Annotated in this window: 23 protein-coding genes; 6 read left to right on the top strand and 17 right to left on the bottom strand. The window is 56.5% G+C overall.

The genetic code is table 11. The annotated features are described in order from the left end of the window. Positions 1–9: 9 nt before the first annotated feature. The 8 genes from FPL19_RS10740 to FPL19_RS10705 all read right to left on the bottom strand — a co-directional run bounded on the left by FPL19_RS10740 (position 10) and on the right by FPL19_RS10705 (position 7,752). Positions 10–840 (bottom strand): septal ring lytic transglycosylase RlpA family protein, encoded by an 831-nt coding sequence (locus FPL19_RS10740; RefSeq protein WP_150912570.1) that lies wholly within the window; start codon positions 838–840, stop codon positions 10–12. Positions 841–867: 27 nt separating this feature from the next. After that, entirely contained in the window at positions 868–1,878 is a 1,011-nt protein-coding gene (gene mltB / locus FPL19_RS10735; protein WP_225314394.1) for a lytic murein transglycosylase B, read from the bottom strand. Positions 1,879–1,903: 25 nt separating this feature from the next. Next, on the bottom strand, positions 1,904–3,049 hold the full coding sequence (rodA, locus tag FPL19_RS10730) for a rod shape-determining protein RodA (RefSeq protein WP_150912568.1): 1,146 nt from the start codon (positions 3,047–3,049) through the stop codon (positions 1,904–1,906). After that, entirely contained in the window at positions 3,049–4,938 is a 1,890-nt protein-coding gene (gene mrdA / locus FPL19_RS10725) for a penicillin-binding protein 2 (RefSeq protein ID WP_150912567.1), read from the bottom strand. The genes rodA and mrdA overlap by 1 nt, the downstream gene beginning before the upstream one ends. Before the next feature lie 9 nt (positions 4,939–4,947). Continuing rightward, complete coding sequence (gene rlmH, locus FPL19_RS10720) at positions 4,948–5,418, bottom strand: 23S rRNA (pseudouridine(1915)-N(3))-methyltransferase RlmH (RefSeq protein ID WP_150912566.1); 471 nt, start codon at positions 5,416–5,418, stop codon at positions 4,948–4,950. Between the two features lie 2 nt (positions 5,419–5,420). Further along, complete coding sequence (rsfS, locus tag FPL19_RS10715; protein ID WP_150912565.1) at positions 5,421–5,771, bottom strand: ribosome silencing factor; 351 nt, start codon at positions 5,769–5,771, stop codon at positions 5,421–5,423. 85 nt (positions 5,772–5,856) lie between these two features. Beyond that, positions 5,857–6,489 carry a nicotinate-nucleotide adenylyltransferase gene (gene nadD / locus FPL19_RS10710; RefSeq protein ID WP_150912564.1) on the bottom strand — a complete coding sequence of 211 codons (633 nt, stop codon included), beginning with the start codon at positions 6,487–6,489 and terminating at the stop codon, positions 5,857–5,859. A gap of 6 nt (positions 6,490–6,495) precedes the next feature. Further along, entirely contained in the window at positions 6,496–7,752 is a 1,257-nt protein-coding gene (locus tag FPL19_RS10705) for a glutamate-5-semialdehyde dehydrogenase (protein WP_150912563.1), read from the bottom strand. Positions 7,753–7,932: 180 nt separating this feature from the next. On the opposite strand from FPL19_RS10705, the gene FPL19_RS10700 reads away from it, so the two are divergent. From FPL19_RS10700 to FPL19_RS10690, 3 genes are read left to right on the top strand one after another with little or no spacing between them, the layout of a single operon-like run. After that, positions 7,933–8,952 (top strand): GGDEF domain-containing protein, encoded by a 1,020-nt coding sequence (locus FPL19_RS10700; RefSeq protein WP_150912562.1) that lies wholly within the window; start codon positions 7,933–7,935, stop codon positions 8,950–8,952. After that, complete coding sequence (locus FPL19_RS10695; RefSeq protein WP_150912561.1) at positions 8,949–9,962, top strand: GGDEF domain-containing protein; 1,014 nt, start codon at positions 8,949–8,951, stop codon at positions 9,960–9,962. Before FPL19_RS10700 ends, FPL19_RS10695 begins: the two co-directional genes overlap by 4 nt. Next, entirely contained in the window at positions 9,959–11,407 is a 1,449-nt protein-coding gene (locus FPL19_RS10690) for a bifunctional DedA family/phosphatase PAP2 family protein (RefSeq protein WP_150912560.1), read from the top strand. Before FPL19_RS10695 ends, FPL19_RS10690 begins: the two co-directional genes overlap by 4 nt. Before the next feature lie 4 nt (positions 11,408–11,411). Here the strand turns inward: FPL19_RS10690 and FPL19_RS10685 are convergent, their stop codons facing one another. From FPL19_RS10685 to FPL19_RS10670, 4 genes are all read right to left on the bottom strand, one after another. Next, a complete protein-coding gene (locus FPL19_RS10685) occupies positions 11,412–11,993 on the bottom strand; it encodes an LON peptidase substrate-binding domain-containing protein (RefSeq protein WP_150914155.1) in 582 nt (193 codons plus the stop codon). A 56-nt stretch (positions 11,994–12,049) separates the two neighbouring features. Beyond that, positions 12,050–13,306: an HDOD domain-containing protein gene (locus tag FPL19_RS10680; protein ID WP_150912559.1), complete on the bottom strand. Its 1,257-nt coding sequence runs from the start codon at positions 13,304–13,306 to the stop codon at positions 12,050–12,052. A 276-nt stretch (positions 13,307–13,582) separates the two neighbouring features. After that, complete coding sequence (locus tag FPL19_RS10675) at positions 13,583–13,990, bottom strand: peptidoglycan-binding domain-containing protein (protein WP_150912558.1); 408 nt, start codon at positions 13,988–13,990, stop codon at positions 13,583–13,585. A 77-nt stretch (positions 13,991–14,067) separates the two neighbouring features. Continuing rightward, positions 14,068–15,183, bottom strand: a complete 1,116-nt coding sequence (locus tag FPL19_RS10670; protein WP_150912557.1) for an AI-2E family transporter — start codon at positions 15,181–15,183, stop codon at positions 14,068–14,070. 126 nt (positions 15,184–15,309) lie between these two features. On the opposite strand from FPL19_RS10670, the gene FPL19_RS10665 reads away from it, so the two are divergent. Together FPL19_RS10665 and FPL19_RS10660 are read left to right on the top strand one after the other, a co-directional pair. Continuing rightward, complete coding sequence (locus FPL19_RS10665; RefSeq protein WP_150912556.1) at positions 15,310–15,654, top strand: hypothetical protein; 345 nt, start codon at positions 15,310–15,312, stop codon at positions 15,652–15,654. Positions 15,655–15,777: 123 nt separating this feature from the next. Further along, a complete protein-coding gene (locus FPL19_RS10660) occupies positions 15,778–16,677 on the top strand; it encodes a haloalkane dehalogenase (protein ID WP_150912555.1) in 900 nt (299 codons plus the stop codon). Here the strand turns inward: FPL19_RS10660 and FPL19_RS10655 are convergent, their stop codons facing one another. Beyond that, positions 16,678–17,466 carry an acyl-CoA thioesterase gene (locus tag FPL19_RS10655; protein ID WP_150912554.1) on the bottom strand — a complete coding sequence of 263 codons (789 nt, stop codon included), beginning with the start codon at positions 17,464–17,466 and terminating at the stop codon, positions 16,678–16,680. It abuts the gene before it with no gap. A 197-nt stretch (positions 17,467–17,663) separates the two neighbouring features. Here FPL19_RS10655 and FPL19_RS10650 point away from each other — a divergent pair, with 197 nt between their 5' ends. Then, the gene (locus tag FPL19_RS10650; protein ID WP_150912553.1) at positions 17,664–19,184 is read left to right on the top strand and encodes a DEAD/DEAH box helicase; all 1,521 of its coding nucleotides are present in this window, start codon (positions 17,664–17,666) and stop codon (positions 19,182–19,184) included. Here FPL19_RS10650 and FPL19_RS10645 read toward each other — a convergent pair whose 3' ends face one another. The 4 genes from FPL19_RS10645 to FPL19_RS10630 all read right to left on the bottom strand — a co-directional run bounded on the left by FPL19_RS10645 (position 19,185) and on the right by FPL19_RS10630 (position 25,162). Further along, the gene (locus FPL19_RS10645) at positions 19,185–19,676 is read right to left on the bottom strand and encodes a dihydrofolate reductase (protein ID WP_404802831.1); all 492 of its coding nucleotides are present in this window, start codon (positions 19,674–19,676) and stop codon (positions 19,185–19,187) included. 248 nt (positions 19,677–19,924) lie between these two features. After that, on the bottom strand, positions 19,925–20,269 hold the full coding sequence (gene thyA / locus FPL19_RS10640) for a thymidylate synthase (RefSeq protein WP_404802819.1): 345 nt from the start codon (positions 20,267–20,269) through the stop codon (positions 19,925–19,927). Positions 20,270–20,633: 364 nt separating this feature from the next. After that, on the bottom strand, positions 20,634–23,273 hold the full coding sequence (locus tag FPL19_RS10635) for a DEAD/DEAH box helicase family protein (protein WP_150912551.1): 2,640 nt from the start codon (positions 23,271–23,273) through the stop codon (positions 20,634–20,636). Then, positions 23,270–25,162, bottom strand: a complete 1,893-nt coding sequence (locus tag FPL19_RS10630) for a DNA methyltransferase (protein ID WP_150912550.1) — start codon at positions 25,160–25,162, stop codon at positions 23,270–23,272. Before FPL19_RS10630 ends, FPL19_RS10635 begins: the two co-directional genes overlap by 4 nt. Between the last annotated feature and the right edge of the window lie 257 nt (positions 25,163–25,419).

Below are 25,419 nucleotides of genomic sequence, written 5' to 3'. Positions count from 1 at the left end.
ATGACAGCGTCAATGGCTGTCGGTCAGCAGAATCGACTGTTCAAATCCCCGATTTTCCAGTTGGGACTGGGCCGCAAGGGCCTCACTTTCGTCACTGAAAGGTCCAACCTGTACACGGTGAAAGCGACCTTCAGTGGTTACAACTTCTTTCAGGCGCAGGGGACTGCCCACGAACTGACGCACGCGATCGAGCAACGTTTGCGCCGAGTCACGCTGACTAAACGACCCGACCTGGACAAACAACGCCTCGCCCCCCCCAACAGTGGGCTCCGAAGCGGTATTGTCACCAAAGGGTTGGCCAGCCAGGGTCATGGAGCCATCCGGTCTGACCGTAATGGCGGCCACCTCTACCCTGGCCGTTCCCGTCCCCAGATAACCCAGCTTTTTGGCCGCCGCATAGGAGAGGTCAATCAGACGGTCTCCATGAAAGGGTCCCCGGTCGTTAACCCGGACAACAACAGAGCGCCCGTTATCCAGGTTAGTTACCCGCGCATAACTGGGAATCCGGAGGCTCTTGTGGGCCGCCGACATGGCGTACATGTTGAATGTTTCCCCGTTGGAGGTCTTGTGGCCGTGGAATTTTTCACCGTACCAGCTTGCCACACCCCTTTGAACGTAGCCCCCGTTGGAATCAATCACCTGATAGGACTTGCCCCAGACTGTGTAGGGCGACTTGTTGCCAGCTTTACGTGGCGTTTCGTATCGGGGTTTAGCATCTTCGAGGCCGGACACATCGAAGTTGCCCTTCGGGGCCCGATCCTGAGCAATAGAATAACGAGACGAGGAATCAGTGGGGGAAGTGCCACATCCGGACAGCACCAAAGCTGTGATCACAATCATTAAGGAAACGGCGTTTTTCAAGACTGATTATCCATCCGGCTGCTTTTCACTACGATCACGGCCCGGCTTGAGAGCTTCTGCAAGCTGGTAAACGGCCATCGCATACAAGTGACTGTGATTGTAGCGGGTTATAACGTAAAAGTTGCGGTATGTGAGCCAAACTTCATGTTCATTTTCCCCTTTCAACCGAATCGCCCGGGCCGGCAGACGGTCATCAACGGACGCCGGTACCGACAATCCTGCCTGCCGATAGTCTGCCACCTGCAAATTCGGTTTCAGCCCCTTCGTCAGCAGCGGTGAACCTGCGGGCAAATCCTCCTCCAGACGATGAGCCACCGGTTCCCCGGGCTGCCATCTGTGCTTTTCGAAATAATTGGCGACGCTGCCAATGGCATCAACCGGATTCTCCAGAATATCGGCCACGCCGTCACCGTCAAAATCCACCGCATAATGGCGATAACTGCTTGATATGAATTGTCCGTAACCCATGGCCCCGGCGTAGGACCCTTTCAGCGCCATGGGGTCGAGTCCCTGCTCGCGAGTCATCAACAGAAACTGCTCCAGCTCACTGCGGAAAAATCGGCTGCGGGGCGGGTAGTCAAAGGCCAGCGTCGCCAGCGCGTCTAGCACCCGATAATTGCCCCGGTACCGGCCATACCAGGTTTCCACGCCGATAATAGCCGCAATGATTTCCGGGGGAACACCAAACTCCTGCCGGGCTCTGGTCAGCTCAGCGGAGTAAGTCGTCATGAACTCGCGCCCCTGCGCAATACGATCCGGCCGGATAAAGATATCCCGGTAGCTGTGCCATTCCAGGGATTTCTCCGCCGGTCGGCTGATCGACTCCAGTATTGAGTCCTGCCGCTTTGCATCCCCAAGGAGACTTTCTACCCGACCCGCCTCGAATCCGAAATCCTCAACCATGGTACTTATAAATGCCTGCCCCTCTGGCGTCCGTTCATACTGGTTCGCCACGGAACCCGCTGACATCAACATTCCGCCAACCAGCAGAATCAGAACCGGTGAAATACTTGGCACGGTGACTCCTTGCATACCCTGCGGCTCAGGCGCTGATCATGCGCCGGTGAGTGTGAATAGACATCAAAACCCCGAACGCGGCCATAAGCGTTACGCTTGACGTACCGCCATAGCTCACCAGCGGCAGGGGCACGCCAACAATTGGCAGCAGACCACTGACCATGCCAATGTTGACAAAGATGTAGACGAAGAAGGTCATGGTCAATGCGCCGGCCAGCAAACGACTGAAAGAGTCCTGCGCCATCGCGGCAATATAGAAACACCGGAGAATAATCAGCAAATAGAGCCCGAGCAGGCAGATCATACCGATAAATCCGAATTCTTCTGCCAAAACCGCGACAATGAAATCAGTGTGGCTTTCCGGCAGAAACTCCAGGTGTGACTGGGTGCCCTGCAGCCAGCCCTTGCCATCCATTCCGCCGGAGCCGATGGCGGTTTTCGACTGAATAATATTCCACCCGGCGCCCAGTGGATCGCTCTGGGGATCCAGAAGCGTGAGCACCCGCTGCTTCTGGTACTCCCGCATCACGAAAAACCACATCATTGGGGCCGACACCGACGCCAGCACAAAGAACGCGCTGATGAGCTTCCAGCTCATGCCAGCAAAAAATATGGCAAAAATGCCGGCGGCACCGACCAACAGCGAGGTGCCAAGATCCGGCTGCACCACAATAAGAGCCATGGGCATGAGCACCAGCACCAGAGACACCCCCACGTAACGGAGCCGTGGCGGAAGAAACTGGCCAGACAGATACCAGGCTGTGGTAATCGGCACAATCAGCTTCATCAATTCGGACGGCTGGAACCGCGGAAGACCGGGCAGATCAAGCCATCGCTGCGCCCCGCCTGCCTTGGAACCAAACAACAACACACCAAGCAGTGCGACCATTCCCGCCAGGTAAAGCCAGGGCGCCCAGCGCCGGTACACCGCCGGGTCAAGCTGGGCAAACACCAGCATCACCACCAGGGCAACGCCCATGCGAATCCCCTGGGCCTTCACCACGGCCAGGTTCTGGTCTGCCCCGCTATAGAGAATAAACAGCCCGGCAATCACCAGTATGGCCAGCAGCAGCAACAGGATCGGATCGACGTGTACAAATGACCAGAACCCCCGGGCACGACCGGACAGGGAATGGTTCTGTGACTGATCGAAGAGTTCGCTAGCCGCCATCAGCCCTCAGCTCCTGTGCCACCGGCAACCACCGGGCTGTCGGTCTTGGAATACTCAAGGATCCAGGCGTCGAAAATCGAACGGGCCACGGGAGCCGCGGTGCCACTGCCGCTGCCACCGTTTTCCACAATAACCGCCACGGCGATCTGAGGGTCCTCGACCGGCGCAAAACCGACGAACAGGGCATGATCCCTCAGCCGCATGCGGATTTCCTCTTCGTCATATTCCTCGTCCTCTCCAAGACTGAATACCTGAGCGGTACCGGTCTTGCCAGCCATCCGATAGGGGGCGCCGCGGCCCGCACTTCTGGCCGTACCCTTGGGGCCATGCATCACTTCGGCCATGGAATCGACAACGAATTCCCAGGTAGCTGGATTTTTGAGACTGATCGACTGATGGGTTTCATCCGGCAGGGCGCTTTCGACCGTCCGGTCCCCCAGAATCTCCTTGAGAAGCCTCGGCTCGGCCCAGGAACCACGATTGGCAAGCACCGAGGTAGCGGTGGCCAGCTGTAGCGGTGTCGCCAGCATATAGCCCTGACCGATACCGAGGTTAACGGTATCCCCCGGATACCATATCTCACCGTGTACCGCCCTTTTCCAGTCACTGGAGGGCAGCAGTCCATTAAGAGCGCCTGACACATCCAACGTGGCGTCTTCTCCGAAGCCGAACTGAGACAGGTACTTGTGTATGGTGTCCACGCCCATGTCCACCGCCATCTCATAGAAATAGATATCGCAGGACTGGGCCACCGCGTCTTTCAGGTCTACCCAGCCATGGCCACCGCGTTTCCAGTCCCGCCAGGGCCGGCCACCCGATTTGAGCTGGAAAACTCCTGGGTCCCAGATGGTTTTATCACGGGTGGTTGCACCACTGTCGAGCCCGGCGACCGCGAGCATAGGTTTGAGGGTTGAGCCAGGCGGATACTGCCCCCGCAGGGCCCGGTTGAACAGGGGTTTGTCGGGGCTCTCACTCAGTTCGCGGTAGGCATCCACGCCAATACCGGTGACGAACTGGTTGGAATCAAAGCCCGGTACGCTGGCAAGGGCCAATAGCCCGCCCGTTGAGGGCTCAATCGCGATAATCGCCCCGCGGCGCCCGTCCAGCAACTCGTGGGCAAGGCGCTGCAGGCGCAGATCCAGATGCAGCCTGATATCTTCCCCCGGCACAGGGCTTTCCCGTTCCAGCACCCTCAGTGTGCGGCCCCGGGCGTTGGTTTCCACGTGCTCGTAGCCGACCCCGCCATGCAGAAGCTCCTCGTAGAAACGCTCGACGCCGGATTTGCCAATGTAGTTGGTGCCGGCGTAGTTGACGGGGTCAATACGCTGCAACTCCTGCTGGTTGATACGCCCCACGTAACCCAGGGCATGGGCTGTCAGAACACCGTGGGGGTAATACCGGACGAGCTCTGCGGCCACCTCGACCCCCGGCAGCTTATGGCGGTTCACCGCCAGCCGGGCAATTTCGGCTTCGTTCAAGTCGTAGCGCAGGGGCAAGGCCTGGAAAGGCCGGCGACGCTCATCCAGCCGGCGTCGGAAACGCTCCAGGTCTTCTTCAGGCACGCTGATCAGCTGCTGCAGCCTGGCCAGCGTCTGATCCATCTGGTCTACCCGTTCGGGCACCAGTGTCACACTGAACACCGGCCGGTTCTCGGCAAGGAGCACGCCGTTGCGGTCGTAGATCAGCCCCCTGGTAGGAGCAACAGATTGGACCTGAACGCGGTTTTTATCAGACAGGGTGGTGTAGATTTCCTTCTCGACCACCTGCAGTTGATACATACGGCCAACAAGAATACCCAGCATGATGAGCACCAGCACCACCATGACCATCGCACGGCGCTGGAACAGGCGTCTCTCGGCTGCGGTATCTTTGAATTCTCCCCAGGGCATGACGGTTTCCTAGGCCCGGTGGTATGGATGGTTAATGGTAACCGTCCAGGCGCGATAAAGTTGTTCAGCAAGAATAATTCGAACCAGCGGATGCGGCAGCGTGAGATCCGACAGGGACCAGAGCTGATCAGCCCGGTTACGGCACGCCTGGTCCAGCCCGTCAGGGCCGCCGATCAGGAAGCTGACATCCTGACCGTTCTGCTGCCAGTTCTCAAGCTGGCCCGCCAGCTTTTCCGTGGACCAGCTTCGCCCACCGACCTCCAGGGCAACGACCCGGTCTTTCGGACCAGTCGCGTTGAGAATGGCTTCGCCTTCTCGCTTCATCAGCCGCGGGATGTCCGGATTTTTGCCGCGATGGGCCATGGGAATTTCAGTCAACTCAATTGCCAGTTCGGGCGGCATACGGCGGGTGTAATCACTGAAACCCTGGCTGACCCAATCGGGCATCTTCTGCCCAACACAGATCAGTTTCAGGCGCATGGCTATTCGCTTCCTGCCACACCCAGGTTCGGTGCATCACGCCACAGGCGTTCAAGGTCATAGAACTCGCGGGTTGCAGGCATCATGACGTGGACGACCACATCCCCAAGGTCCACCAGAATCCAGTCGCTGACCCCGGAACCCTCGACGTTGCCGGCCCGCACGCCCTGCTCTTTCGCCTCCGAGACAACCGAGTCTGCCAGTGACTTTACGTGGCGGTTGGAGGTTCCCGACGCCAGCACCATGTAGTCGGTCACGCTGGTACGGTCTCTCACGTCTATCACGCTTACGTCCTGCGCCTTGATGTTCTCAAGCGCATTCACTACCAGTTCTCTAAGTTGCTCTGCCTGCATAACCACCCTGTTGAATAGGAGTCGGCCCGGTTGGCCGTTTCGATCGATCTCTGACCGGATTGTATCACTAAAAGTTCCCGCTACGTCACGCGCCATAGAGCCCAAGTTGGCATATTCTGCGCCACACGGAGTCCGGCAGGAGATAACGCGGCGACAGGCCATCGGCGATTTTCTCCCGGATGGACGTGGCGGAAATATCCATCAGCGGCGGCTCCAGCACCAGCACCCGACCGCAGGGTTCATTATGAAGCTGTTCCACCGAATCGGCACGGCGCGCCGCCATCAGTTGGGCAGGGGCACTACCCCGGGGAATATCCGCACCGGGGCGCACCACCACAATAATATGAGCCAGCTGCGGAATGGCCTGCCACTCTCGCCAGCGGTCAAACCCCGCAAAAGAATCCGTACCCACCACCATTGCAAGTGGTTCGTCGGGGCCGATTTCATGACGGATCTGTCGCAGGGTATCCGCGGTGTAGGAGGCGCCCTCGCGCCCCAGCTCCCGCTCATCCACCACCAGCCCCGCTTCTCCGTCCACTGCCATCTGCAGAAGTTCCAGACGGTGATCGCTGGTGGCGCCGGGTGTCGCCCGATGGGGCGGTATATGGCATGGCACTAGTGCAAGTTCGCTAGTGCCCAGATACTCCCGCAGTTCCACCGCAAGACGCAGGTGGCCATGATGGACCGGATCAAACGTGCCGCCGTAGATCACTTTCATAGGGTGTCAGGACCGCACATGGCCGTCACCGAACACCACGTATTTCTGGGACGTGAGACCCTCCAGGCCGACGGGACCACGGGCGTGGATCTTGTCGGTGGAAATGCCGATTTCGGCGCCCAGACCATACTCGAAGCCGTCCGCGAAACGGGTTGACGCATTGACCATCACCGAGGAGGAATCCACTTCGGTCAAAAACCGCCGGGCGCGGGTATAGTTTTCGGTCACGATGCTGTCGGTATGCTGGGAGCTGAATCGGTTGATGTGGCCGATGGCGCCATCAAGCCCGTCCACGACTTTTACCGCCAACACCGGCGCCAGGTACTCTGCGTGCCAGTCTTCCTCTGTTGCCGCGATCACGTCCGGGAGAATCGCCTGCGTACGCTCACAGCCTCGCAGTTCCACCGCTTTTTGCTGAAACGCCTCAGCCAGCAACGGCAGCATGTCATCTGCGACTTCGGCATCCACCAGCAGGGTTTCCATGGTGTTACAGGTGCCGTAGCGCTGGGTCTTGGAATTCAAGGCGATATTCAGGGCCTTTTCCGGGTCGGCGTGGCTGTCAATGTAGACATGACAGACACCATCGAGATGTTTGATCACCGGCACCCGGGCATCCCGGCTGATACGTTCGATCAGCCCTTTGCCACCACGGGGTACAATCACGTCCACGAAGCGGGGCATGGTAATCAGCTCACCAACGGCGGCCCGGTCGGTGGTTTTAATAACCTGTACCGCGCTCTCCGGCAGACCAGCCTCGGCAAGCCCGCTGGCCAGACAGGCGGCAATAGCCTGATTGGATTCGATGGCTTCCGACCCACCACGCAGAATCGTGGCGTTGCCGGATTTGAGACACAGGCTCGCCGCTTCCACCGTCACATTGGGACGGGATTCGTAGATAATCCCGATGACACCCAGCGGCACCCGCATACGGCCGACCTGGATACCCGAGGGCCGGTAAGTCATGTCCGTAATCTCGCCAATCGGGTCCGGCAGAGACGCCACCTGGCGCAGCCCCTCAATCATGCTGTCAATGCGCGCCGGAGTCAGCTCCAGGCGGTCCAGCATGGCCGGATCGAGGCCGTTGGCCCGCCCGCGCTCGAGATCAATCGCGTTAGCCTCCGCCAGTTCACCACGGGCACCTTCCAGGGCCACAGCGGTGGCCAGCAGGGCGCGATTGCGCACTGCCGTGGTGGAGCGGGCAACCTGGGTTGCCGCCTGCCGGGCCTGCTGGCCCACATCAGCCATATAAGCTGCAATATCCATTTACCTACCTTCTTTTTTATCCAGTCAGTTGTGTCAATCGACGCGTGACGACCTCTTTGCCGTTTCAAGTATGCCCTTCAAACGATTATTATACCGGCCTGGCACTTGTTAAAGGGCATGCGTATAACGTGCACCTGCATTATGCTGTCAAACACGGACGCTCGGGAGAGGACGGATACCATGGCCCAGATGGCTGAAAATTTCCTGCTTAGCCGCCTGTCGCGGACAGGATTCGCTTTACTGATTGCCATCGCACTTCTCGCCTCATTCCAGGGTGGGCACTTGACCAGCGTCACCGCCCTGATCGCCGCCGCCGTGGTGTTCACCAGCAGTGCCTTTCACTCAAACCGTGCCGAAGCCTCCTGGCGTCTGGCCCATCGAGCCGCCTTTGGCGCGCTGGTCATTGCGCTCCTATGCAGCCTCTCGCTCGGGCCCTGGAGCCTTGTCCACTGGCTCTACGCGGTACCGCTGGTCGCCTTTGCGCTCTTTCCGCTCCCATGGGCCGCTGCACTAACCCTGGCCTGCATCGTCATGGCCATGTTGGCCATTTCCGGGCTGGCCGGAATGCCGGAAAGACACCAGATGATCAGTGCCTTTCTGATGGCCACGGTGCTGTCCTGCCTGCTGGTGTTCCTGCGGGAGTATAAGTCCCGCCAGTTGGCCCCCCTGCGCCGGACCGATGAGCTGACACAGGCCGCCAGCCGCGAATACCTGACGGCGGACCTCCATAAAGAGATCCAGCGCAGTGAACGGGAAGGCACCGATATGTCCGTTATCATGATTGGCCTGGACACCCACCTGAGCGACTCTGACCCGGACGCCGACATTCGCTCTATTCTGCCACGTATCGGGCGCTACCTGCACTCTCAGCTGAGGGACTTCGATACCTATTACCGGGTGGCAGATCTGCAGTTTCTGATTATTCTGCCGGGGATTGCGACGGCGGATGCCGCCACCCTGGCAGAGACCATCCGCCGTGGCCTGAAATCCCTGCTCAACTCCCACGAACTGGGTCTGACGGTGAGCGCCGGAATCGCCGGGCTCAATATCGGCGACAACGCCGACAGCCTGCAGAGCTCGGTCGCCAATGCGCTACGCCGGGCCCAGCAGCAGGGCGGGGACCGATCCCAGGCCTACAGTGCCTGGAACCAGACCAGAAACGCCAATACCGGCCAGCCCACAGGAGGCAAGTCAAGTTGACGGAAACACGCCTCAGAACCTTCACCCATCTTGCCGGCTATACGCTGGCCTCGCTGTTCATTGCCAGCCTGGCAATCCAGAACCTGCGCTATGGCTTCTATGACCTGTTCTTTCTGGCCGCCGGCATGACCCTGCTGACACTGGGAGGTGCCGGTTATACCGCTGTTTCCCGTCGCCATCAGCTGTCCGCCAGGGGTCACCTGTTTATTCTCGCTGCCCTGAACAGTTGCCTGGTGGCCGCCATGTTCGGCCTTTCGCCCCCGGGTATCAGCCACTGGGTGATGCCGATGATCGTGTTCAATCTGCTGATACTGCCATTGCGACAGGGCCTGATTCTTTCACTCATAGTATTGATCGCCCTGGCCGGATTCCTGTTGGCAACCGCCAGCCCGTTGCAGGCCACCACCGTCAGCGCTGGCGTGCTTGCCCTGATCATCGTTGCCGCCCTGTATACCTGGCATTACGACCACATGGCCCAGTCAGCGGAAGATCTTGCCATTACCGACCCGGTTACCGGCGCGCACAATGCCCGGTTTCTTGACGAGACCCTGCAGAAGGAAATCAGCCGCGCCATCGTCATGGATCACTGTCTATCGGTGATCACTCTCGCGGTTGATTACGCCGATGAAGTGGAAGATCTCCATGGCAAGGACGGAATGCAGCAACTGCTCAGGGTGCTGACGCAACACCTGTTTGGCGTTATCCGGGCCGGCGATACTCTTTACACGCTTGAGAACGGCCAGTTCTATCTGATTCTGCCATTTACCCCGGAAGAGGGGGTCCGTGTCATTGCCGAGCGCATCCGGCGTACGATTGCCGAGGAGCGCTGGCCCATTGTCGGCAAGGTAACCGTCAGCATGGGCTGCACCACTCGCGCCAGCGAAGACAGACGCACACAGGACCTGCACCGACGGGTTCGGGCGGCCCTGCACGAGGCTCAGAAAAGGGGCGCGGACTCTGCCTGGTACAGCAAGGGAGAGCACAGTAAAGGAGACGCAGTCGAATCATGAGCGCCGATGGTTTCCAGGCGTTGACCGACTGGCTTTCCCTGCACCCACATTGGCTCGCCTTTGCCCTGTTCATTACCGCGTTTACCGAATCCCTGGCTTTGGCGGGCATCGTGGTACCCGGCGTCGCACTGCTATTTGCCATTGCGGCGTTCGCAGGACAGACCGCCATGCCGCTGATGCAGGCACTGATGTGGGCTGGGTCCGGCGCCATCGCCGGCGACTGCCTCAGCTTTGCCCTTGGCCGACTGTTCCATGGGCGACTGAACACCCTCTGGCCCCTGAAGTACTACCCCGGTTTCATCACCAAGGGCGAGCGCTTTTTCCGGGCTCACGGGGGGAAAAGCGTCATTATCGGCCGGTTTGTAGGGCCGGTGCGCCCGGTCATTCCTCTTATCGCCGGCGCATTCCGGATGCCCTGGCGCCGTTTTCTTTCGTTTAACCTGGCATCCGCAGTGGGCTGGGCACCGGTCTACATCCTGCCGGGTTATCTGGTGGGCAGCGCCATGGCGGCTGCACTGGAACCACCACCGCACTTCTACCCTGTGCTGGCAATCAGCCTGGCCATTCTGGCGGCAATCTACCTGGTGCTTTTCCGGTTTCAGCTGGGACTGGGACGGGACAGCCGTATTTACGACTGGATTGCCGACCGCATGGAAAACTATCGGGCAACGCACCATTTCTGGCGCCTCTATTCCAGCCAAAGACCTGATTACGCCGGAGAGTTCCCCCTACCCTCGCTGATGCTGGGCCTTGGATCCCTGGCACTCTTTGCCCTGCTGGCCCAGTTAACCGTGTCCACCGAGCTTTTTGCATCCTATAACCAGCTGGCCGCCGATTGGCTGATTCAACTCCGACATCCAGTTCTTGACGGTGTTTTCGTTGCCATCACCCTGATTGGCAACCCGACAGTGCTGATTTCAGCGGCCGTTCTGGCGGTGCTGGTTCTGGTGTTCCGGGGTTTCTATGCCGCCGGCCTACATGTAACGGGTGCAACGGCGCTGGCCGTGCTGCTGGTATGGCTTCTGAAGGATGTCAGCGGCATCGACCGACCCGAGCTGGTCGCCGATCCACTAGCCTCTGGCGCCTTTCCAAGCGGTCATGCCACCGGCATAACGGTATTTTGCGCTCTACTGGCCAGTTTCATTGCGCGTGAAAGCCGCCCTGGCGCCCGCTGGCAAACCTATCTGGCGTTCAGTCTGCCGATTGTGATGGTGGCACTCAGCCGGGTTTACCTGGGGGTGCACTGGATGACCGATATTGCAGGAGGTGTTTTGCTTGGGCTGGCCATTTCAGGGCTGGTCAGGACCAGCTTCAGCCGGTTTGATAACGCGCCTCTGACCATCGACAGCTCACTGGTCGCGGCGGTTCTTGCATGGGTGATCTTCGCTGCTGGCTATGTGTTCCAACAATGGCCGTCCGCCATGGCCCGGTACGCATTGACCTGACCCTTCAGTTGTTTTCTTCCAGTGCCTCAAGCAGGTCATTCAGGCGGTCCAGCCGTTCCAGCGGATTCTGAAGCTCTACCAGGCGCTGCTTTTCCTGTTTATCCAGAGGCAGCAACTCGGTCAGCCGCCAGCCCACATCCCGGGCATCCTCGTAATCCACTTCCATGCCTAAATCGCGAATAACCGGGTGGCGGAACAGAGCCCGGAGCACCGATGGCAGCTCGGCATAGCGCGTCGGCACCGTCAGCAGATCCTCCGCCAGCAGACATTCCACGTCGCCGACATTCAGACCGTCCTCCTGCTGCCAGGACCGCACCACGGAAACCTTGCTCTGGCCCTCAACGGTTATGCCCAACAGGCCGTTGTCCAGTTGCTTGAAGTCGATGATGCGCACGTAGGTGCCAATGTCATAGAACGCGGCTACCTTGCCGGTTTCCGCACCGTCACGTAGCAGGACAACCACGAAGCCCCGATCCTCTTTCAGGCATTGGGTCAGCATGTCGAGATAGCGGGGCTCGAAAAGCTGCAGGGGTATCCTGCCGCCGGGCAACACCACAGAGTTCAGCGGAAAAAGCGGTACATTCATGATGGTACTTGTCACCAGATATGACACTCCGAAAGACTGGCTACCATGCCATATCTTCAGCGAATTGACAGTAAACGGTGCACCTCGTCCACCCGTGCCCGTGCCTCCGTCAGAAGCTGAAGACTCCGTGACGCGTTAAGTTCAAGCTCGCCCAGCCTGCGATAGGCAGGCACCTGGTCGAAAGGCGGCAAGTCCGAATTCTGACTGGCACCAATCATCGAGTGCAGCTGAGCAACAATCACAATGTCCACCAGCTGGGGCGCAGATTCCCGGCTTTCGTAGTCCCAGTCCTCGGCGTGTCTTACGGCATCCTGAAAAGCCGGTGGAAACGCCCAGTTTTCAAGCACGGCCGTTCCTACATCGCCCCGCAACTCTTTTATGGCATGATCCAGATTGGCCTCATCGGCAAACAGGTTCACGTGGTGCTCCGCCTGAACCAGAATCGGAACCACGCCAATGTCATGCAGCAGCCCTGCCAGCAACGCCTCTTCCGGGTCCACGGAGGTGGCATTATCGGCCAGAACCCAGCACAACGCTGCGACCTCCCGGGAATGGCGCCAAAGGCGATCCATCTCTTTCTGCAGTGACGGTCGCTGGGAACGGAACACTTCCCGCATCGAAAATACCGTCACCAGTTGCCGCGTGGTGCGCATACCCAGGCGGATGACCGCTTCCCTGACATTGCGTACATCCGAAAAGCCCCGGTACAACGGGCTGTTGCAGGCCCGGACCAGTTTTGCAGCCATCGCCGGATCGGCGGAAACCGCGTTGGCTACCTGGTCAGCCGCCGTGTCCTCACGATCCACCAGGCGCCGAACCTTCCAGGCTACGTCCGGCACACTGGGCAGAGTGAGCTGATTAGAGCGGAGTTCCGCATAGAACTCCATCAACAGATAATGCTCCTCGCTCTCGTCTTCGCCGGAGGACACACCAGAATCCATTTCTACCTGCTGAACCGGAGCCGAGCGCAGCAGCTGAGTCAGCATATCCTGCCTGATCACCAGAAATTCCGAGGGCTTGACCGCCGTTACTGTGTACATCCGGGGCTGCAACCGGGCAATCGGATTGATGGCCTTCTCCGATTCCGCGTCGATCCGGTATTTGCGGCCATCGGTTGATTCAAGCTCAACCTGGCCCGACACCAGAAAAAAATCCATACCATCACGGACGCCACGTTCAATAATCCTCTGGCCGGGGCCATGGCGCCGACGCTCTGCCCTGTTTGCCAATAGCACAAGCTGATCATCCGTCAGCCGGTCGAGCGGTTGGAATTCTCTCAAACGACGCAAAGACAGGCTTTCCTCGCCAGCCATAGATTTCTCCCCGATCCACCGATTCCCATAGTCTGTAACACATTGTAAGCACGGAAATCTGAAACAACCATCCGTATGGAGCTAATTAGGACATTCTCTGTGCTCAAGGAAGGGTGCCATATCAGCGATGACAATCGGATTGTAGAGAACGCCGTAAGTTATTACGAAGAAATCAGCAGAGGAGAGAAAATCGGGGCGGGAAGGCCGAAAGCCGGCACAGACAGTTTGCAACCGTCCATCCCCGTTTTCGAGGGAATGGACAGTCAATTTAGCGCATCAGAAGAACGACCAGCCGCCGTCATCTTCCTCTTCTTCGGTCTCTTCCGTTGCCTTTTCCGATTCTGGGGCGGACGCAGGCTCAGACTTCGCTGCCTGGCTGGTGCCTGCCGGACTGCTCGCCTGGCTCGCTGCCGCCACCTGAACCGGCACCATGCCCAGAGCCTCTTTGGTGGCTTCGTTCACAACACCGGACGCCGCCAGACCATTGTCTTTCTGGAACTTGATCAGGGCCTGACGTGTCGCCTCATCCATCTGCGGGGTTACGTTGGTGATGCTGTAACCAGCTCCGTAAAGGGCATTTTTCAGAGCAACCGTTTCATCAGCCATAGCCGCCGGAGCCAGCACGAGGGACCCGGCAACAATAGCTGCGGTCAGGTACCCTCGAAGATGTGAAAAGCTATTCATAATTCACTCCAATCTGATCTGAATTGTTTTTGTAAACTGGCCTGTTGCCGGCCTTTATGTCCAAATCCTAGCACACCTCAGCTCTGGTCCGCGGGGCCGGATTGTTGTGATTCTGTAGCAGAACCCGGCAGTTTCGTGTCCGTATTGCGGTTCTCCTCGCTGAACTCCCGGATGAAGATACCCCAGAAAGACATGAACAGCGCCGCGACCAGTGGCCCCATGACGAACCCGTTGATACCGAACATGGCGAGACCGCCCAGGGTCGATAACAGCACTATGTAGTCAGGCAATTTGGTGTCCCGTCCGACCAGAATGGGACGAAGCAGGTTGTCTGAGAGCCCAATAACAACCGTGCCGAAGGCTGTGAGAATCACCGCTGAAATGATATCACCGGCGGCGGCCAGATAAATCGCTGCGGGCACCCAGACCAGCGCGGCCCCGATGGCAGGGAGTAATGACACAATGGCCATGACAACCCCCCAGAGCAAAGCTCCCTGTATATTCAGAGCCCAGAAAATGAAGCCGCCCAGGGCGCCCTGAATAATCGCAATCAGAAGGTTGCCCTTTACCGTAGCGCGGGTCACTTCCGCGAACTTTGCAAACAGAAGACGTTCACGCTCATCGCCAAGTGGTAGTGCTTTGATCATCAGATCCACCAGCTTGCTACCATCCCGTAAAAGGAAAAAGGCCAGGTAAACCATCAGGGCCAGACCGATGAAGAACTGAAAGGTGTTCTGACCAAAACCGATCGCCTGTTTCGCCAGCAGCTGGCTTCCGCCCACGAAGACACTGACAGCTCGATCCCTTATATCTGAGAAATTAATGCCGAACTCGGCAAAAAAGGACTCAATAGCCGGGAAAGAAGCAACCACCTGATCGATGTACTCGCCGGGTCTGAGCTGGCCATCCTGAATCTTTTGATAGAGTGAGACGCCTTCAGCCACCAGCGATGTAACCAGCGCCAGGACCGGGATAATCACAATTACCAGGCAAAGCAACAGAGTCAGCAAAGCAATAAGATTCGGGCGGTCACCCAGCCTTGTCACCAGTTTTTCCCGCACGGGGTGAAATATCAGCGCAATGGCCATCGCCCAGAAAATCGGGCCGAAAAACGGCTTCATTAACAGAATGAATGCCAGCGAAACCCCTACCAGCATCGCCAGAAAAGTCCGTGTCTCAAGTTTTTCGTACATAGAGCGTTTCCGCGGCCCTGAATGAAATGAAATCGATCCCGAAGACTAGCATGGCATCATGGCCAGTGCAGCGGCTTTCAGGGTATAGTTGTTGGTTGTTGGTCATTCGTTAAACAGGTCTGAAGATTGGATAACGAAGAGTTTACCGTTGAAACTGCGCTTGACGCCGCAACGGCACTTCACCGAGTGCTCGCTGCCCGCACCCACCGTCGCAAGGTGATGGGTCAGGAGGTGCTGATTCCCGGTCAGTTGGGGGAAGCGCTGCATGTTCCCCAGATTATTCGCCGCCTGCAGGCGAAACAGGCAAGGCAGCGCGACCGTGGCCTGGAGGACTTTCAGGAGCTCTGGCCAACTCTGTCGCCGGCCACTCGGGACAAGGTGCTGCACGACATCGGCTGGTACGATCCGGAGTCTCTGGACTGGGAAGACAAACGTTCCAACCGCCGCCCCGTCATCGATCCCGACCACTGATTCAATTGGTCAACGGACTGTTACTTAAACCTAACACACCGGTTTTCAAACTGCTTTATGCTGATAAGTGAAGATCAACGGAGCCGTTGATCACGCAACCTATCAGTTAGGACAGTCGATGGCATGCGTATCCTGAGAACCGACGACAGCCGTTTTGCAGGCTTACCGGACTACCCATTCACGCCGAACTATCTTGAAGCCGAACCGGGCCTGAGAATGCATTACGTGGACGAAGGCCCTATCAGCGCCGATCCTGTCGTCATGCTGCACGGTGAGCCGTCCTGGTCCTATCTCTACCGCCATATGATCCCCATGGTTTCTGCCGCCGGCCATCGAGTGCTGGCACCGGACCTGATTGGATTTGGCAAATCCGACAAGCCGGGAGAGATCCGCGACTACAGCTATGACCGCCACATTGCCTGGCTGTCCCAATGGCTCAGAACACTGAAACTGAAAAACATCACCCTGGTCTGTCAGAACTGGGGTTCGCTGCTGGGCCTGCGTCTGGCGGCCGAGCATCCAGATCTATTTCGGCGCATTATCGTTGGCAACGGCATGCTGCCCACCGGGGAAAGCTCAATCCCTGCTGTATTCACCCTCTGGAAAGCCTTCGCCACCCACAGCCCCTGGCTGCCCATCGGGCGTATTGTCCAGCTCGGTACCGAACGCACTCTCAGCAAGGCTGAGCTTGCCGCTTATGAGGCGCCGTTCCCCACATCAGAATACAAGGCTGGCGCACGGGCATTTCCAAAACTGGTTCCGGTAACGGAAGATCATCCAGCCAGCCCTGCCAACAAGGCTGCCTGGCGTGTCCTGGAAAAGTGGAAAAAACCGTTTATCACCTGTTTCAGCAGTGGCGACCCCATCACCCGGGGCGGTGACCGCCACATGCAACGGCGTATACCTGGCGCCCATGGCCAGCCCCACATTACCCTGCAGGGCGGCCATTTTCTTCAGGAAGATTCCCCGGAAGACTTTGCCCGCATCATCATCGACGCCTGCAAATCCGAGCTTGCCGCCTGACTAACCGAACACCGTGACGGTCTGGCGGCTGGTTGCCACCAGCTCGCCCCGGCTGCTCCAGATACCGGCCTGGGTATGGCCATAGCCCGCCCCCGCCTGGTCAATCGTCGCGCGATAAAGCAACCAGTCACCGGGCCTGATATCCGGCCGCGGATGCATGATATCCAGCGCCCAGCTCAACGAACTGGCCGGCGCCGGCGTCTTAAGGTGCGGCAACAGCGCCGGTGGCCAGGCATCAATCAGCGCAACAATATGGGCATCCGTCAGCTTCTCCGGTGGCTCACGGAACTGCATCCAGCCACCCATTTCACGCCCGCCCTGCCCGCTGAACGGCATGTGACCAAAGGCCCAGCGCATCTCAATATGGCGGGTAAACTCCGGTGTTACGTCCTTGATATAGGGCAACGGCTTGCAGTCTTTCGGGGCCGGTGCTTCGGGTGCTTGCAGTGGCTCAACCTGTACCACGGAGTCCCGACCGCCGCCAAAACTGGCCAGGGCAACCAGCTGCGGCTGGCCGCCCTGATCAATGCGGCCGCTCGCCTGGCTGACCGCCTTGCCTTCACGCAGTATCTCGGCACTCACAACCACCGGGGCATCCGGTTTGACAGGTCCAACGAAGGACACCTGCATCGAACGCATGGGCCGCCCCTCGGCCACCACACTTGCCATGCGATTGAAAACCAGCGCGGCAGTCAAACCACCGAAAGTCGCCCGGCCCTGGCTCCAGCTTGCCGGAACGGTAACGCTGCTTTCGACGGCACTTTCACTCAACAATTCATCAAAGGTCATTCGCCTGCCTCATTAGCATCCTATTCGAATCAGGGCTGAGCTTGCCCAAACTTGCAAACCGGCGCAACTGCTCCGGAGACATCTACCTACACCGTCTTTGGCGATTTGGATATAAAAGCACCAGCAAAACAGGTATACTCCGGCGCACAAATCGCATTGCCAGGCAATGCCCTACCCTCTGAATTCCGAGAAAATGAATGTCTGATCTGACTTTTGCCGAACTCGGCCTCGATGCGGCGGTGCTTGAAGCCGTTGCAGCCGTCGGCTATGAAAAACCTTCACCCATCCAGGCGCAAACCATTCCTGCGCTACTGGCTGGCAAAAATCTTCTGGGCGTAGCGCAGACCGGTACCGGTAAAACCGGCGCTTTTGCATTGCCCCTGCTCAGCCGTATCGACGCTTCTCTTATGGAGCCGCAGATTCTGGTACTGGCCCCCACTCGAGAGTTGGCCATCCAGGTGGCTGAAGCCTTTACCACCTATGCCAGCAAGTTTCGTAACTTCCACGTACTGCCGATCTACGGTGGCCAGGATTTTCACCCCCAGATCAAGGGCCTGAAACGCGGCGCCCAGGTCATCGTAGGCACACCGGGACGCATGCTGGACCACCTGCGTAAGGGCACACTCAAGCTTGGCAGCCTGAAGGCGCTGGTGCTGGACGAAGCCGATGAAATGCTCCGCATGGGCTTTATCGACGACGTTGAAGCGATTCTGTCGAAAACACCACCGGACTGCCAGCGGGCCCTGTTTTCCGCCACCATGCCGGCGCAAATCAAGAAAGTTGCCCAGACCTACCTGAAAGACGCGGTAGAAGTAAAAATCGAAAGCGAAACCCGCACGGTCGAGCGAATCTCCCAGTTCGTGCTGCCGGTCTACGCTGAGCGCAAGCTGGACGCCCTGACCCGGATTCTAGAAGTGGAACCGATTGATGGCGCCATCATCTTTGTGCGCACCAAGGCGGAAACCACCCTGCTGGCTGAAAAGCTCTCGGCCCGTGGGCATGCAGTAGCGCCACTGAACGGCGACCTGAACCAGCGCCAGCGGGAAATGACCGTTGAAGACCTGAAGAGCGGCAAGAAAGACATCATCGTTGCGACAGACGTAGCCGCACGAGGTCTGGACGTTTCGCGGATCACCCACGTGATCAACTACGACGTTCCCTACGACACCGAAGCCTATATTCACCGTGTAGGCCGCACCGGCCGTGCCGGCCGCAACGGCAAGGCGATTCTGCTGGTCACCCCGCGTGAGCGCAGCTGGCTGCGCACGCTGGAGCGTGCCACCAATTCGCCGATGGAATCCTATCAGCTGCCGTCACCGGTTGAGCTGAAGAAGATGCGTGAGCAGCAGTTCGAGACCCAGCTTCTGGCGTTTGCCGAGGACGGCAAGCTGGCCAAGGCCATGGGCCTGCTGGACGAGATCGCCGAGCGCAACGAGATGGATATCGCGATGGTGGCCGGCGCTCTGGCCTGCTGGATGGAAGCCATCCAGCCCGGCACGCTGCCCCTGGAACAGCCGGAAGCCCTGCCTGAGGTCTCTGCCTCAGCCCCACGTCGGGACAACAAGGGTGGACGCCCGGGCGGCGCTCACCGCAAGGGCAACTTCAAGAAGGGCCCGAAAGGCCCCGGCGGCCCGGGCGGCTTCAAGGGCAAACCGCCAGGCAAGGGTGGCAAAGGCGGCGGCAAGCCCGCCGGCAAACGCCCGCCCCGCAAGGACTGATCAGCCGGCCTTGGGCCGCTGATAGACTACAAAGCTGTAGTCATAGGGGTTGTTATCGGACGCGGAGAAATCCTCCCGTCCGATTTCTTCCCACTCTTCCCAGCTTAGCTCCGGAAAGAATGCATCCCCTTCTACCTCTGCGTGGACCAGGGTAACGTACATCCTATCCACCATTGGCAGTGCTTCGGCATAAATCTGCCCACCGCCAATAATCATAACCTCTTCCCCGTCTTCGATTTCAGCCTGAGCTTCGGCCTTCACCAATGCAGCTTCCAGTGACTCGGCCGCAACAGTGCCTGCGGGCGCTTCCCACTCAGGATTCCGAGAAATCACCACGTTCATTCGCCCCGGCAATGGACGACCAATCGAATCCCAGGTCTTCCGACCCATAATGATGGGCTTTCCCATGGTTGCCTGCTTGAAATACTTCAGATCCCCCGGCAGGTACCAGGGCAGCTTGTTGTCGCGGCCTATGACCCGGTTTTGAGACATGGCTACTATGAGGGCTTTTCTCACTCTGTTGACCTCTTGCTTGGGAGTTATGCTCTTTTAGCTCTCGGGCTTGGGGGGTTTAGTCTTTAAGCTCTCTGGCTTTGGGGGCTTGCAAAAGGGCGGGTCGGTGCTTTCAAAAAACGCTACAAGCACGTCCGTGTGCGCAGCGGTTTTCGGAAAGCCCTTCCCACAGCCCTGCACGCCCCCAAACCAACAGGACCGGAACCCAAGCCCGAGGTTCCCTAAAGCTATATAGCAATAGGCGCCTTAATCCCAGGATAAGGGTCATAACCCTCAAACTCGAAATCCTCGAGTTCATACTCAAAAATACTCGCAGGCTTACGCTTGATGACCAGTTCAGGCAGCGCCCGCGGTTCGCGTTTGAGTTGTTCGAAGACAATCTCGTCCGTCAAATGGTTCTGATAGAGATGACAGTCACCGAAGGTATGCACGAATTCCCCGACATCCAAATCGCACTGCTGGGCGATCATGTGGGTAAGCAGGGCGTAGGACGCAATATTGAACGGTACTCCCAAGAGGATTATACGACCAGATTTTTGCACAATCCGCCTGGGTGGGTGGGGAAAACCCACCTTTACCCTCTGTGCACTTAGAAAGTTGCACAAGCTACACCCCTTTTGAAAAACGCCACAAACTCTGAATTAAGCTCTGTTTATCAGTATTTTACGAAACATTGAACTCGATATTCGCACAAAAAACCCCAAAAATGAGCTGTGCAAAATGAATCTACACTACTGTGACTCATCTTAACTCCAATGGGGCCAGCCCCATACCCCGGCCCTCGCCGGCCTGGCAGGGGTTGCAGCCGATGACTGCAACCCATCAAAAGGGTAACCAAGGATACGGCGCTCGGCGGACCGGGACCTTACCAACAGGCGCTGCTAATTCGGTGATGCTTTAACGTCAGTATGAACTGGGTAAACGCTACACTACTGATTATACTTTGCTATCAGTGCCCACGTTTGAGCCAAAGCATTCCCGAAAATCATTGATTACAGGGGCCGCATCATTGAAAAAGGGCAATCCGAAAACTTTGTAGTCCTTGCCTTGAAACAAAAGATGCATCTTCGCATCCTTCTCCAGTTGCTTGAGGAAGTTCTCTTTCCACCTATCCTGATCTATCAGGTGAGCACCTTTTGGCTCAATGAAAAGCTGCATAATTTCTTCGGTTCCAGACTCAATCCTTCGGAGGAACAGTACAAAATCAGGCTCAAATGCCTGACCGCTCTCAAACGCAAAAAGCCTAACCGCCCTTTCATTCCGCAACAGATGGAAATCGGAGTACAACTCACGCAAACGATCAGCATGATCATTCAGAAATTTGATAAAGTGCTTTTCCTGGTCAGTGCCGTAGCTGTCATCGTAAGCGAACCAATCCTTGGTTTGCAGATCGATCTGGTCCAATCCTGGTACATTGCTTTCGCCTTTGACCCAACTCAGACCCGTCTCACCCTCCAAACGTAACTTTAACGTATTGTCGGTAAAACATTCGCTGATCTTATGAGGCTTGAACTCCTTGGTACCGACGTACTCTACACTTTCACTTTTCACCTCATTTTTGATCTGTTTAAGCACATACTGCACGATTTCCAGCTTCTGTCGCGCCGTCAGTCCTTCGAGGTCCTCAGGCAGCCCCCTTACAGTCACTGTCACACCGCCCAGGTAGTCATCAGAAGTTGCAAATTCCGATGCACTGGCGAGTTTAGGAAAGTAGGTCCTTAGATTAGCGAAATGGAAAAGGTCATCGGTATCCATCGCGAAACCAAGAATCGCCCTACCAAAATCTACCAGCTTGAACTCGCGCGAAATGGGCTCTTTACCATTCGGTTTCAACGTCAACTGACTCGTACCAAAAGCTGAAGCCTCTGTAACGCGGCCTGTCATCAGGCTTGGATATGTGTAGTTGCCCTTGATCTTGTATGCGTCTAAGCCATCCACATCATCGCGCGGGTTTTTAATCCGTTCATTCGCCCAGACGTGCCCTGACAAATAGAGAGTTGACTGCTTGAAGTTGTCCTTAAGCCGCAATTGCACAGTTCTGGCGGTGTCGTCCAACATACCGGTTTCACGCAGTGCATTGCGGATGTCTTGGATGTATTTAGGGTTGTGGGAACAGTGATAATGCAGCTCTTCCAAAATACGTAGGGGGTTGTCCAACGCATTGTCGTACTTACGCTTTTCTGTCGGGGCATCAACCTGGTCGGGGGCGATGAAAGGAAAGTAACGCGCCCCGCGCCCAATTAGCTGAGCCTCTGCCATGGTTGTTTTACCTACCTTATTGGCTTTGCCATCCCGGGTGTCATAGAGGCGAACAATGTCGAAAAGGTTCAACACGTCCCATCCTTCATTGAGCTTATCCACGGCAAAGATTACGCGTATTTCGTTTTCCCGATCCTCAAGCGCGTTCAGCTCTATTTGTCTGTTTTCTAGATCTTTTGGATTGTTTACGTTGACCACTTTCTCTAGAGCGAAATCGCCACGTAGCTCACGGGCAAAATCAGCACCACTTAAGCCCCGCTCATCCATGATATAAGTGAAGGCGCGGGAGAGGGTCTCATCATCTTCAGATGCTGACCTGATCGCTTCAAGCGCCTCACTGGACAATCCGCTAACCATTTCAGCAAAGGCCGACTCATTATCGGCACTCTCCTTAATAGTCTTGGATTTCATCAAGATCACCGGTTTGCAATGCAATCCGTGCGCCTCGGCCACCTTGCGACGGTACTGACTCAGTACCATTGCCTGCATCATTCTCTCTTTTGGTGGCAAATCAGCTTGCCGTAATTCAATGTCCTTGGAGTATCCATCCTCACGAAACTGCTTCAGAGAGTAATCATACAAAATCTTGTCATGATACTTCGCCCGAATTGCCGGGTGCGTAAGGTCTACAGTCGCTGTAAATTCAAGCAACATATTCTCGGGGTGCTGCGCAAAAATCTCCGACACTGTGCCTTCCCAGCTTGCCTTATCCTCGGCTTCGCCTTTGGTCAACGTTTTCTTCGTTTCGGCATTCAAGTGGTGTGCTTCATCCGAGATCATCACAACCTTGTAATCACGGAAGTCCTCAATTGTGATAGCGTTTTCTTTTGGAGCCATCATACGAGTATGAAGCCCTTGGATAGTGGTGAAATGGATATTTATGGCTTCGGTGTTAGCCGCATCAAATGTCTCGACCGATCTGATCTCTACCGGCTTTTCTTCGATACGCACCTGCGATCGGAATAGGTGTTTGGCAGATGCGGGATTGAGGAAATTTTCCTTGGTCTTCTCAATGATTTGAGAAGAGTTTACAAAAAACAGGAAGTTACGATAGCCACGCCGGTACAAATCAAGTATGAGCGCGGCCATCAGCACAGTCTTTCCACTGCCGGTAGCCATATGGAACAGTAGGTGTGGGTTGGTCGGACGCTGCGGAAAGTCCTCAATATAGTACAGAAAACGCTCAAAAGCTGTAATCTGATAGGGTCGTAATTCAATCTTGGAAGCCAAATTGCTGGTAATAAAGTCAGGGATAACCTTACTAAGCAACCCCAGTTCAACCGCGCCGTTCAGCTTGTCGTTAAGAGTTTGGCTCACGACTTAATCCCATAGAGAGAGCGTGTAGCAGCGGCATCTTCATCTGAAATGTCGAAATCTGCATCCTCTAGTGAACCGAGGTTGACATACAAATGGTTGGCATCAAGGCAGTCCATCAAAACTCGCTTGGCATCTTCCAGGGACAGGGCGGAAAAGTCTTTGGTGTCAAAGGCGCTCAGATCTACGTCATAACGCAGAAAGCCGGTATTTTGGATGTCCTCTCGGAGGATTTGTAGCGCGGCTGTATCTTGAGCTGCTTCAACGCGGTCTGCAAAAGTCGAGTTAGAGGCCGCGAGTTCTGCATAAACAAACGATCCGCCTCCTTGCCAATCGACGGATTTGGAAATGCCGCCCTGCTCGCCTTCTATGACTCTCCGCAGACGCGAATTTGGCAAGTCGAGAATATAATCCATTTGCTCAATCGCCAACCAACGCCGCTTCATTTTATGGGCTACCGCAGGCGTCGTGCCTGAGCCAGAAAAGAAGTCGAGAACGTAGTCGCCTTCATCCGACGCAACATGAACAATGCGTTGAAGCAAACGTTCGGGTTTCGGTGTTGAAAAGGGCGAACCGGCATTGAGCGCGTTGGCTTCGCGCTTCGCTTCCTGAGTATGTCCCGCATCCTCGTATTTCCAAATCGTCTGGGGCGTCACGCCGCTTTTGATGTCTTTAAGGAAGCGCTTGACTGCGGGCGAGCCATTATCACCCTTGACGCCCCACCATATCCTATTTTCTGCGACATTTCGTTCATGTTGCTCTTTGTTGAAACGCCAAACTGTCGTTTTTGGTGGCCAAATTTCCTCGCCAGTTTTTGGATGAGTGATTGGAAACCAACTATTAGGGCGTTCTTCTTTACTTTTGTTTGATAGGTAATCGCCAGTCTTCCACAAACCCCGTTCATCGTTATCCGGGTTTTTATACGCTGCAAGTTGCTTTTCACTCCGTGCAAATAAACGAGGCCTCCAAATCTCCTTGTCCTTTGCAAAACATAGAATGTGATCGTGATCATCGCTGAACCAAGTCGCATCATTCGCAGGTGAATACTTCTTCTGCCAAACAACATTGGCCACAAAGTTATCGCGCCCGAAAACCTCATCCATCAGCACCTTGCAATAATGCGCTTCGCCATCATCCAGGTTGACGAAGATCGCTCCATCCCGGCTCAGCAAATCCTTCGCTACCTCAAGCCTGTTCCGCATAAAGGTCAGCCAAGCCGAATGGTTGAACCGATCATTATACCGAAATCCGTCATTGCCAGTGTTATAGGGCGGGTCAATATAGATGAGCTTTACCTTGCCCGCATAGCGCACTTTCAGCGAATGCAGCGCCAACAAGTTGTTACCCTTGATCAGCAGATTGTCATCCTCTGACACTTTCTCTACGGGCTTGGCCTTGCCCTCCGCAACAGCCTCGGCATCCCAACGTTCCCAGCCGGTCAGCACCTTGGGTTCAAACAGCCGCGTGATGTCGTCCGGGGCCAGTGTCGTGTTCCAGAACACTTCGTTGCGGCCCGAATCCTCTTTCGTCATGCCACCTTCCAGCACGCAATCCTTGTATGGCCAAGCGAGCACCACGTCGCGTGACTGGCTCAAATAGTCGTTATCGCTACTCATTAAGCCAATTCGATTCTTGAAGGCGGTATAACTGTCTGGCAGGAACGCTTTATTGGAGACGAAGTCCTGAAATTTCACCTTGTCGAACACAACTACACCTGACACCTCCGTAAAGAAATGCGATTTGATCGTGTCGGATTGCATCAGAAGTTCCAGTAGCCGAGAGTCCAAGTTCAAAGCCGCCTCAACCACCGCATTCTTGAGGATTGCACCATCAGAAATGAAGGACTGTTCCTGCTGCAAAAGGCTTTCAAGATCTTTAAATAGGTTTTGCAATTTTTATCTTCCTGCTTGTTGAAACTTGGCTGTAAAAAACCGCTGATAAGCATCCGGCTCAAACGGCTCAGCTTATTACGGATACTCAACGCGCGCAAAAGAGGGCGGAGCCAATGGGGTCATTGTTAAACCGAATGCTCGACCATCAAGTGGCGCCTCTGTAGATGGACCATCCATATTTTCTCATCTGCGAGCAGGTCCAGTGCACCGCTGGCATTTGTTAATTTACCTAGCATGATTTCCAGCAAGACCGCTCC

The organism is Marinobacter halotolerans, from assembly GCF_008795985.1.
Lineage (GTDB): Bacteria > Pseudomonadota > Gammaproteobacteria > Pseudomonadales > Oleiphilaceae > Marinobacter > Marinobacter halotolerans.
The sequence above is the reverse complement of the archived record's forward strand: the minus strand, read 5'-3'. Positions and strand labels throughout refer to the sequence as shown.

What these genes read in the sequence shown, in the direction of transcription:
- FPL19_RS10740 (WP_150912570.1), bottom strand. Translation starts at nt 840, where the DNA reads ATGATTGTGATCACAGCTTTGGTGCTGTCCGGATGTGGCACTTCCCCC.
- rodA (WP_150912568.1), bottom strand. Translation starts at nt 3,049, where the DNA reads ATGGCGGCTAGCGAACTCTTCGATCAGTCACAGAACCATTCCCTGTCC.
- mrdA (WP_150912567.1), bottom strand. Translation starts at nt 4,938, where the DNA reads ATGCCCTGGGGAGAATTCAAAGATACCGCAGCCGAGAGACGCCTGTTC.
- rlmH (WP_150912566.1), bottom strand. Translation starts at nt 5,418, where the DNA reads ATGCGCCTGAAACTGATCTGTGTTGGGCAGAAGATGCCCGATTGGGTC.
- rsfS (WP_150912565.1), bottom strand. Translation starts at nt 5,771, where the DNA reads ATGCAGGCAGAGCAACTTAGAGAACTGGTAGTGAATGCGCTTGAGAAC.
- nadD (WP_150912564.1), bottom strand. Translation starts at nt 6,489, where the DNA reads ATGAAAGTGATCTACGGCGGCACGTTTGATCCGGTCCATCATGGCCAC.
- FPL19_RS10705 (WP_150912563.1), bottom strand. Translation starts at nt 7,752, where the DNA reads ATGGATATTGCAGCTTATATGGCTGATGTGGGCCAGCAGGCCCGGCAG.
- FPL19_RS10700 (WP_150912562.1), top strand. Translation starts at nt 7,933, where the DNA reads ATGGCCCAGATGGCTGAAAATTTCCTGCTTAGCCGCCTGTCGCGGACA.
- FPL19_RS10690 (WP_150912560.1), top strand. Translation starts at nt 9,959, where the DNA reads ATGAGCGCCGATGGTTTCCAGGCGTTGACCGACTGGCTTTCCCTGCAC.
- FPL19_RS10685 (WP_150914155.1), bottom strand. Translation starts at nt 11,993, where the DNA reads ATGAATGTACCGCTTTTTCCGCTGAACTCTGTGGTGTTGCCCGGCGGC.
- FPL19_RS10680 (WP_150912559.1), bottom strand. Translation starts at nt 13,306, where the DNA reads ATGGCTGGCGAGGAAAGCCTGTCTTTGCGTCGTTTGAGAGAATTCCAA.
- FPL19_RS10675 (WP_150912558.1), bottom strand. Translation starts at nt 13,990, where the DNA reads ATGAATAGCTTTTCACATCTTCGAGGGTACCTGACCGCAGCTATTGTT.
- FPL19_RS10670 (WP_150912557.1), bottom strand. Translation starts at nt 15,183, where the DNA reads ATGTACGAAAAACTTGAGACACGGACTTTTCTGGCGATGCTGGTAGGG.
- FPL19_RS10660 (WP_150912555.1), top strand. Translation starts at nt 15,778, where the DNA reads ATGCGTATCCTGAGAACCGACGACAGCCGTTTTGCAGGCTTACCGGAC.
- FPL19_RS10655 (WP_150912554.1), bottom strand. Translation starts at nt 17,466, where the DNA reads ATGACCTTTGATGAATTGTTGAGTGAAAGTGCCGTCGAAAGCAGCGTT.
- FPL19_RS10650 (WP_150912553.1), top strand. Translation starts at nt 17,664, where the DNA reads ATGTCTGATCTGACTTTTGCCGAACTCGGCCTCGATGCGGCGGTGCTT.
- FPL19_RS10645 (WP_404802831.1), bottom strand. Translation starts at nt 19,676, where the DNA reads ATGTCTCAAAACCGGGTCATAGGCCGCGACAACAAGCTGCCCTGGTAC.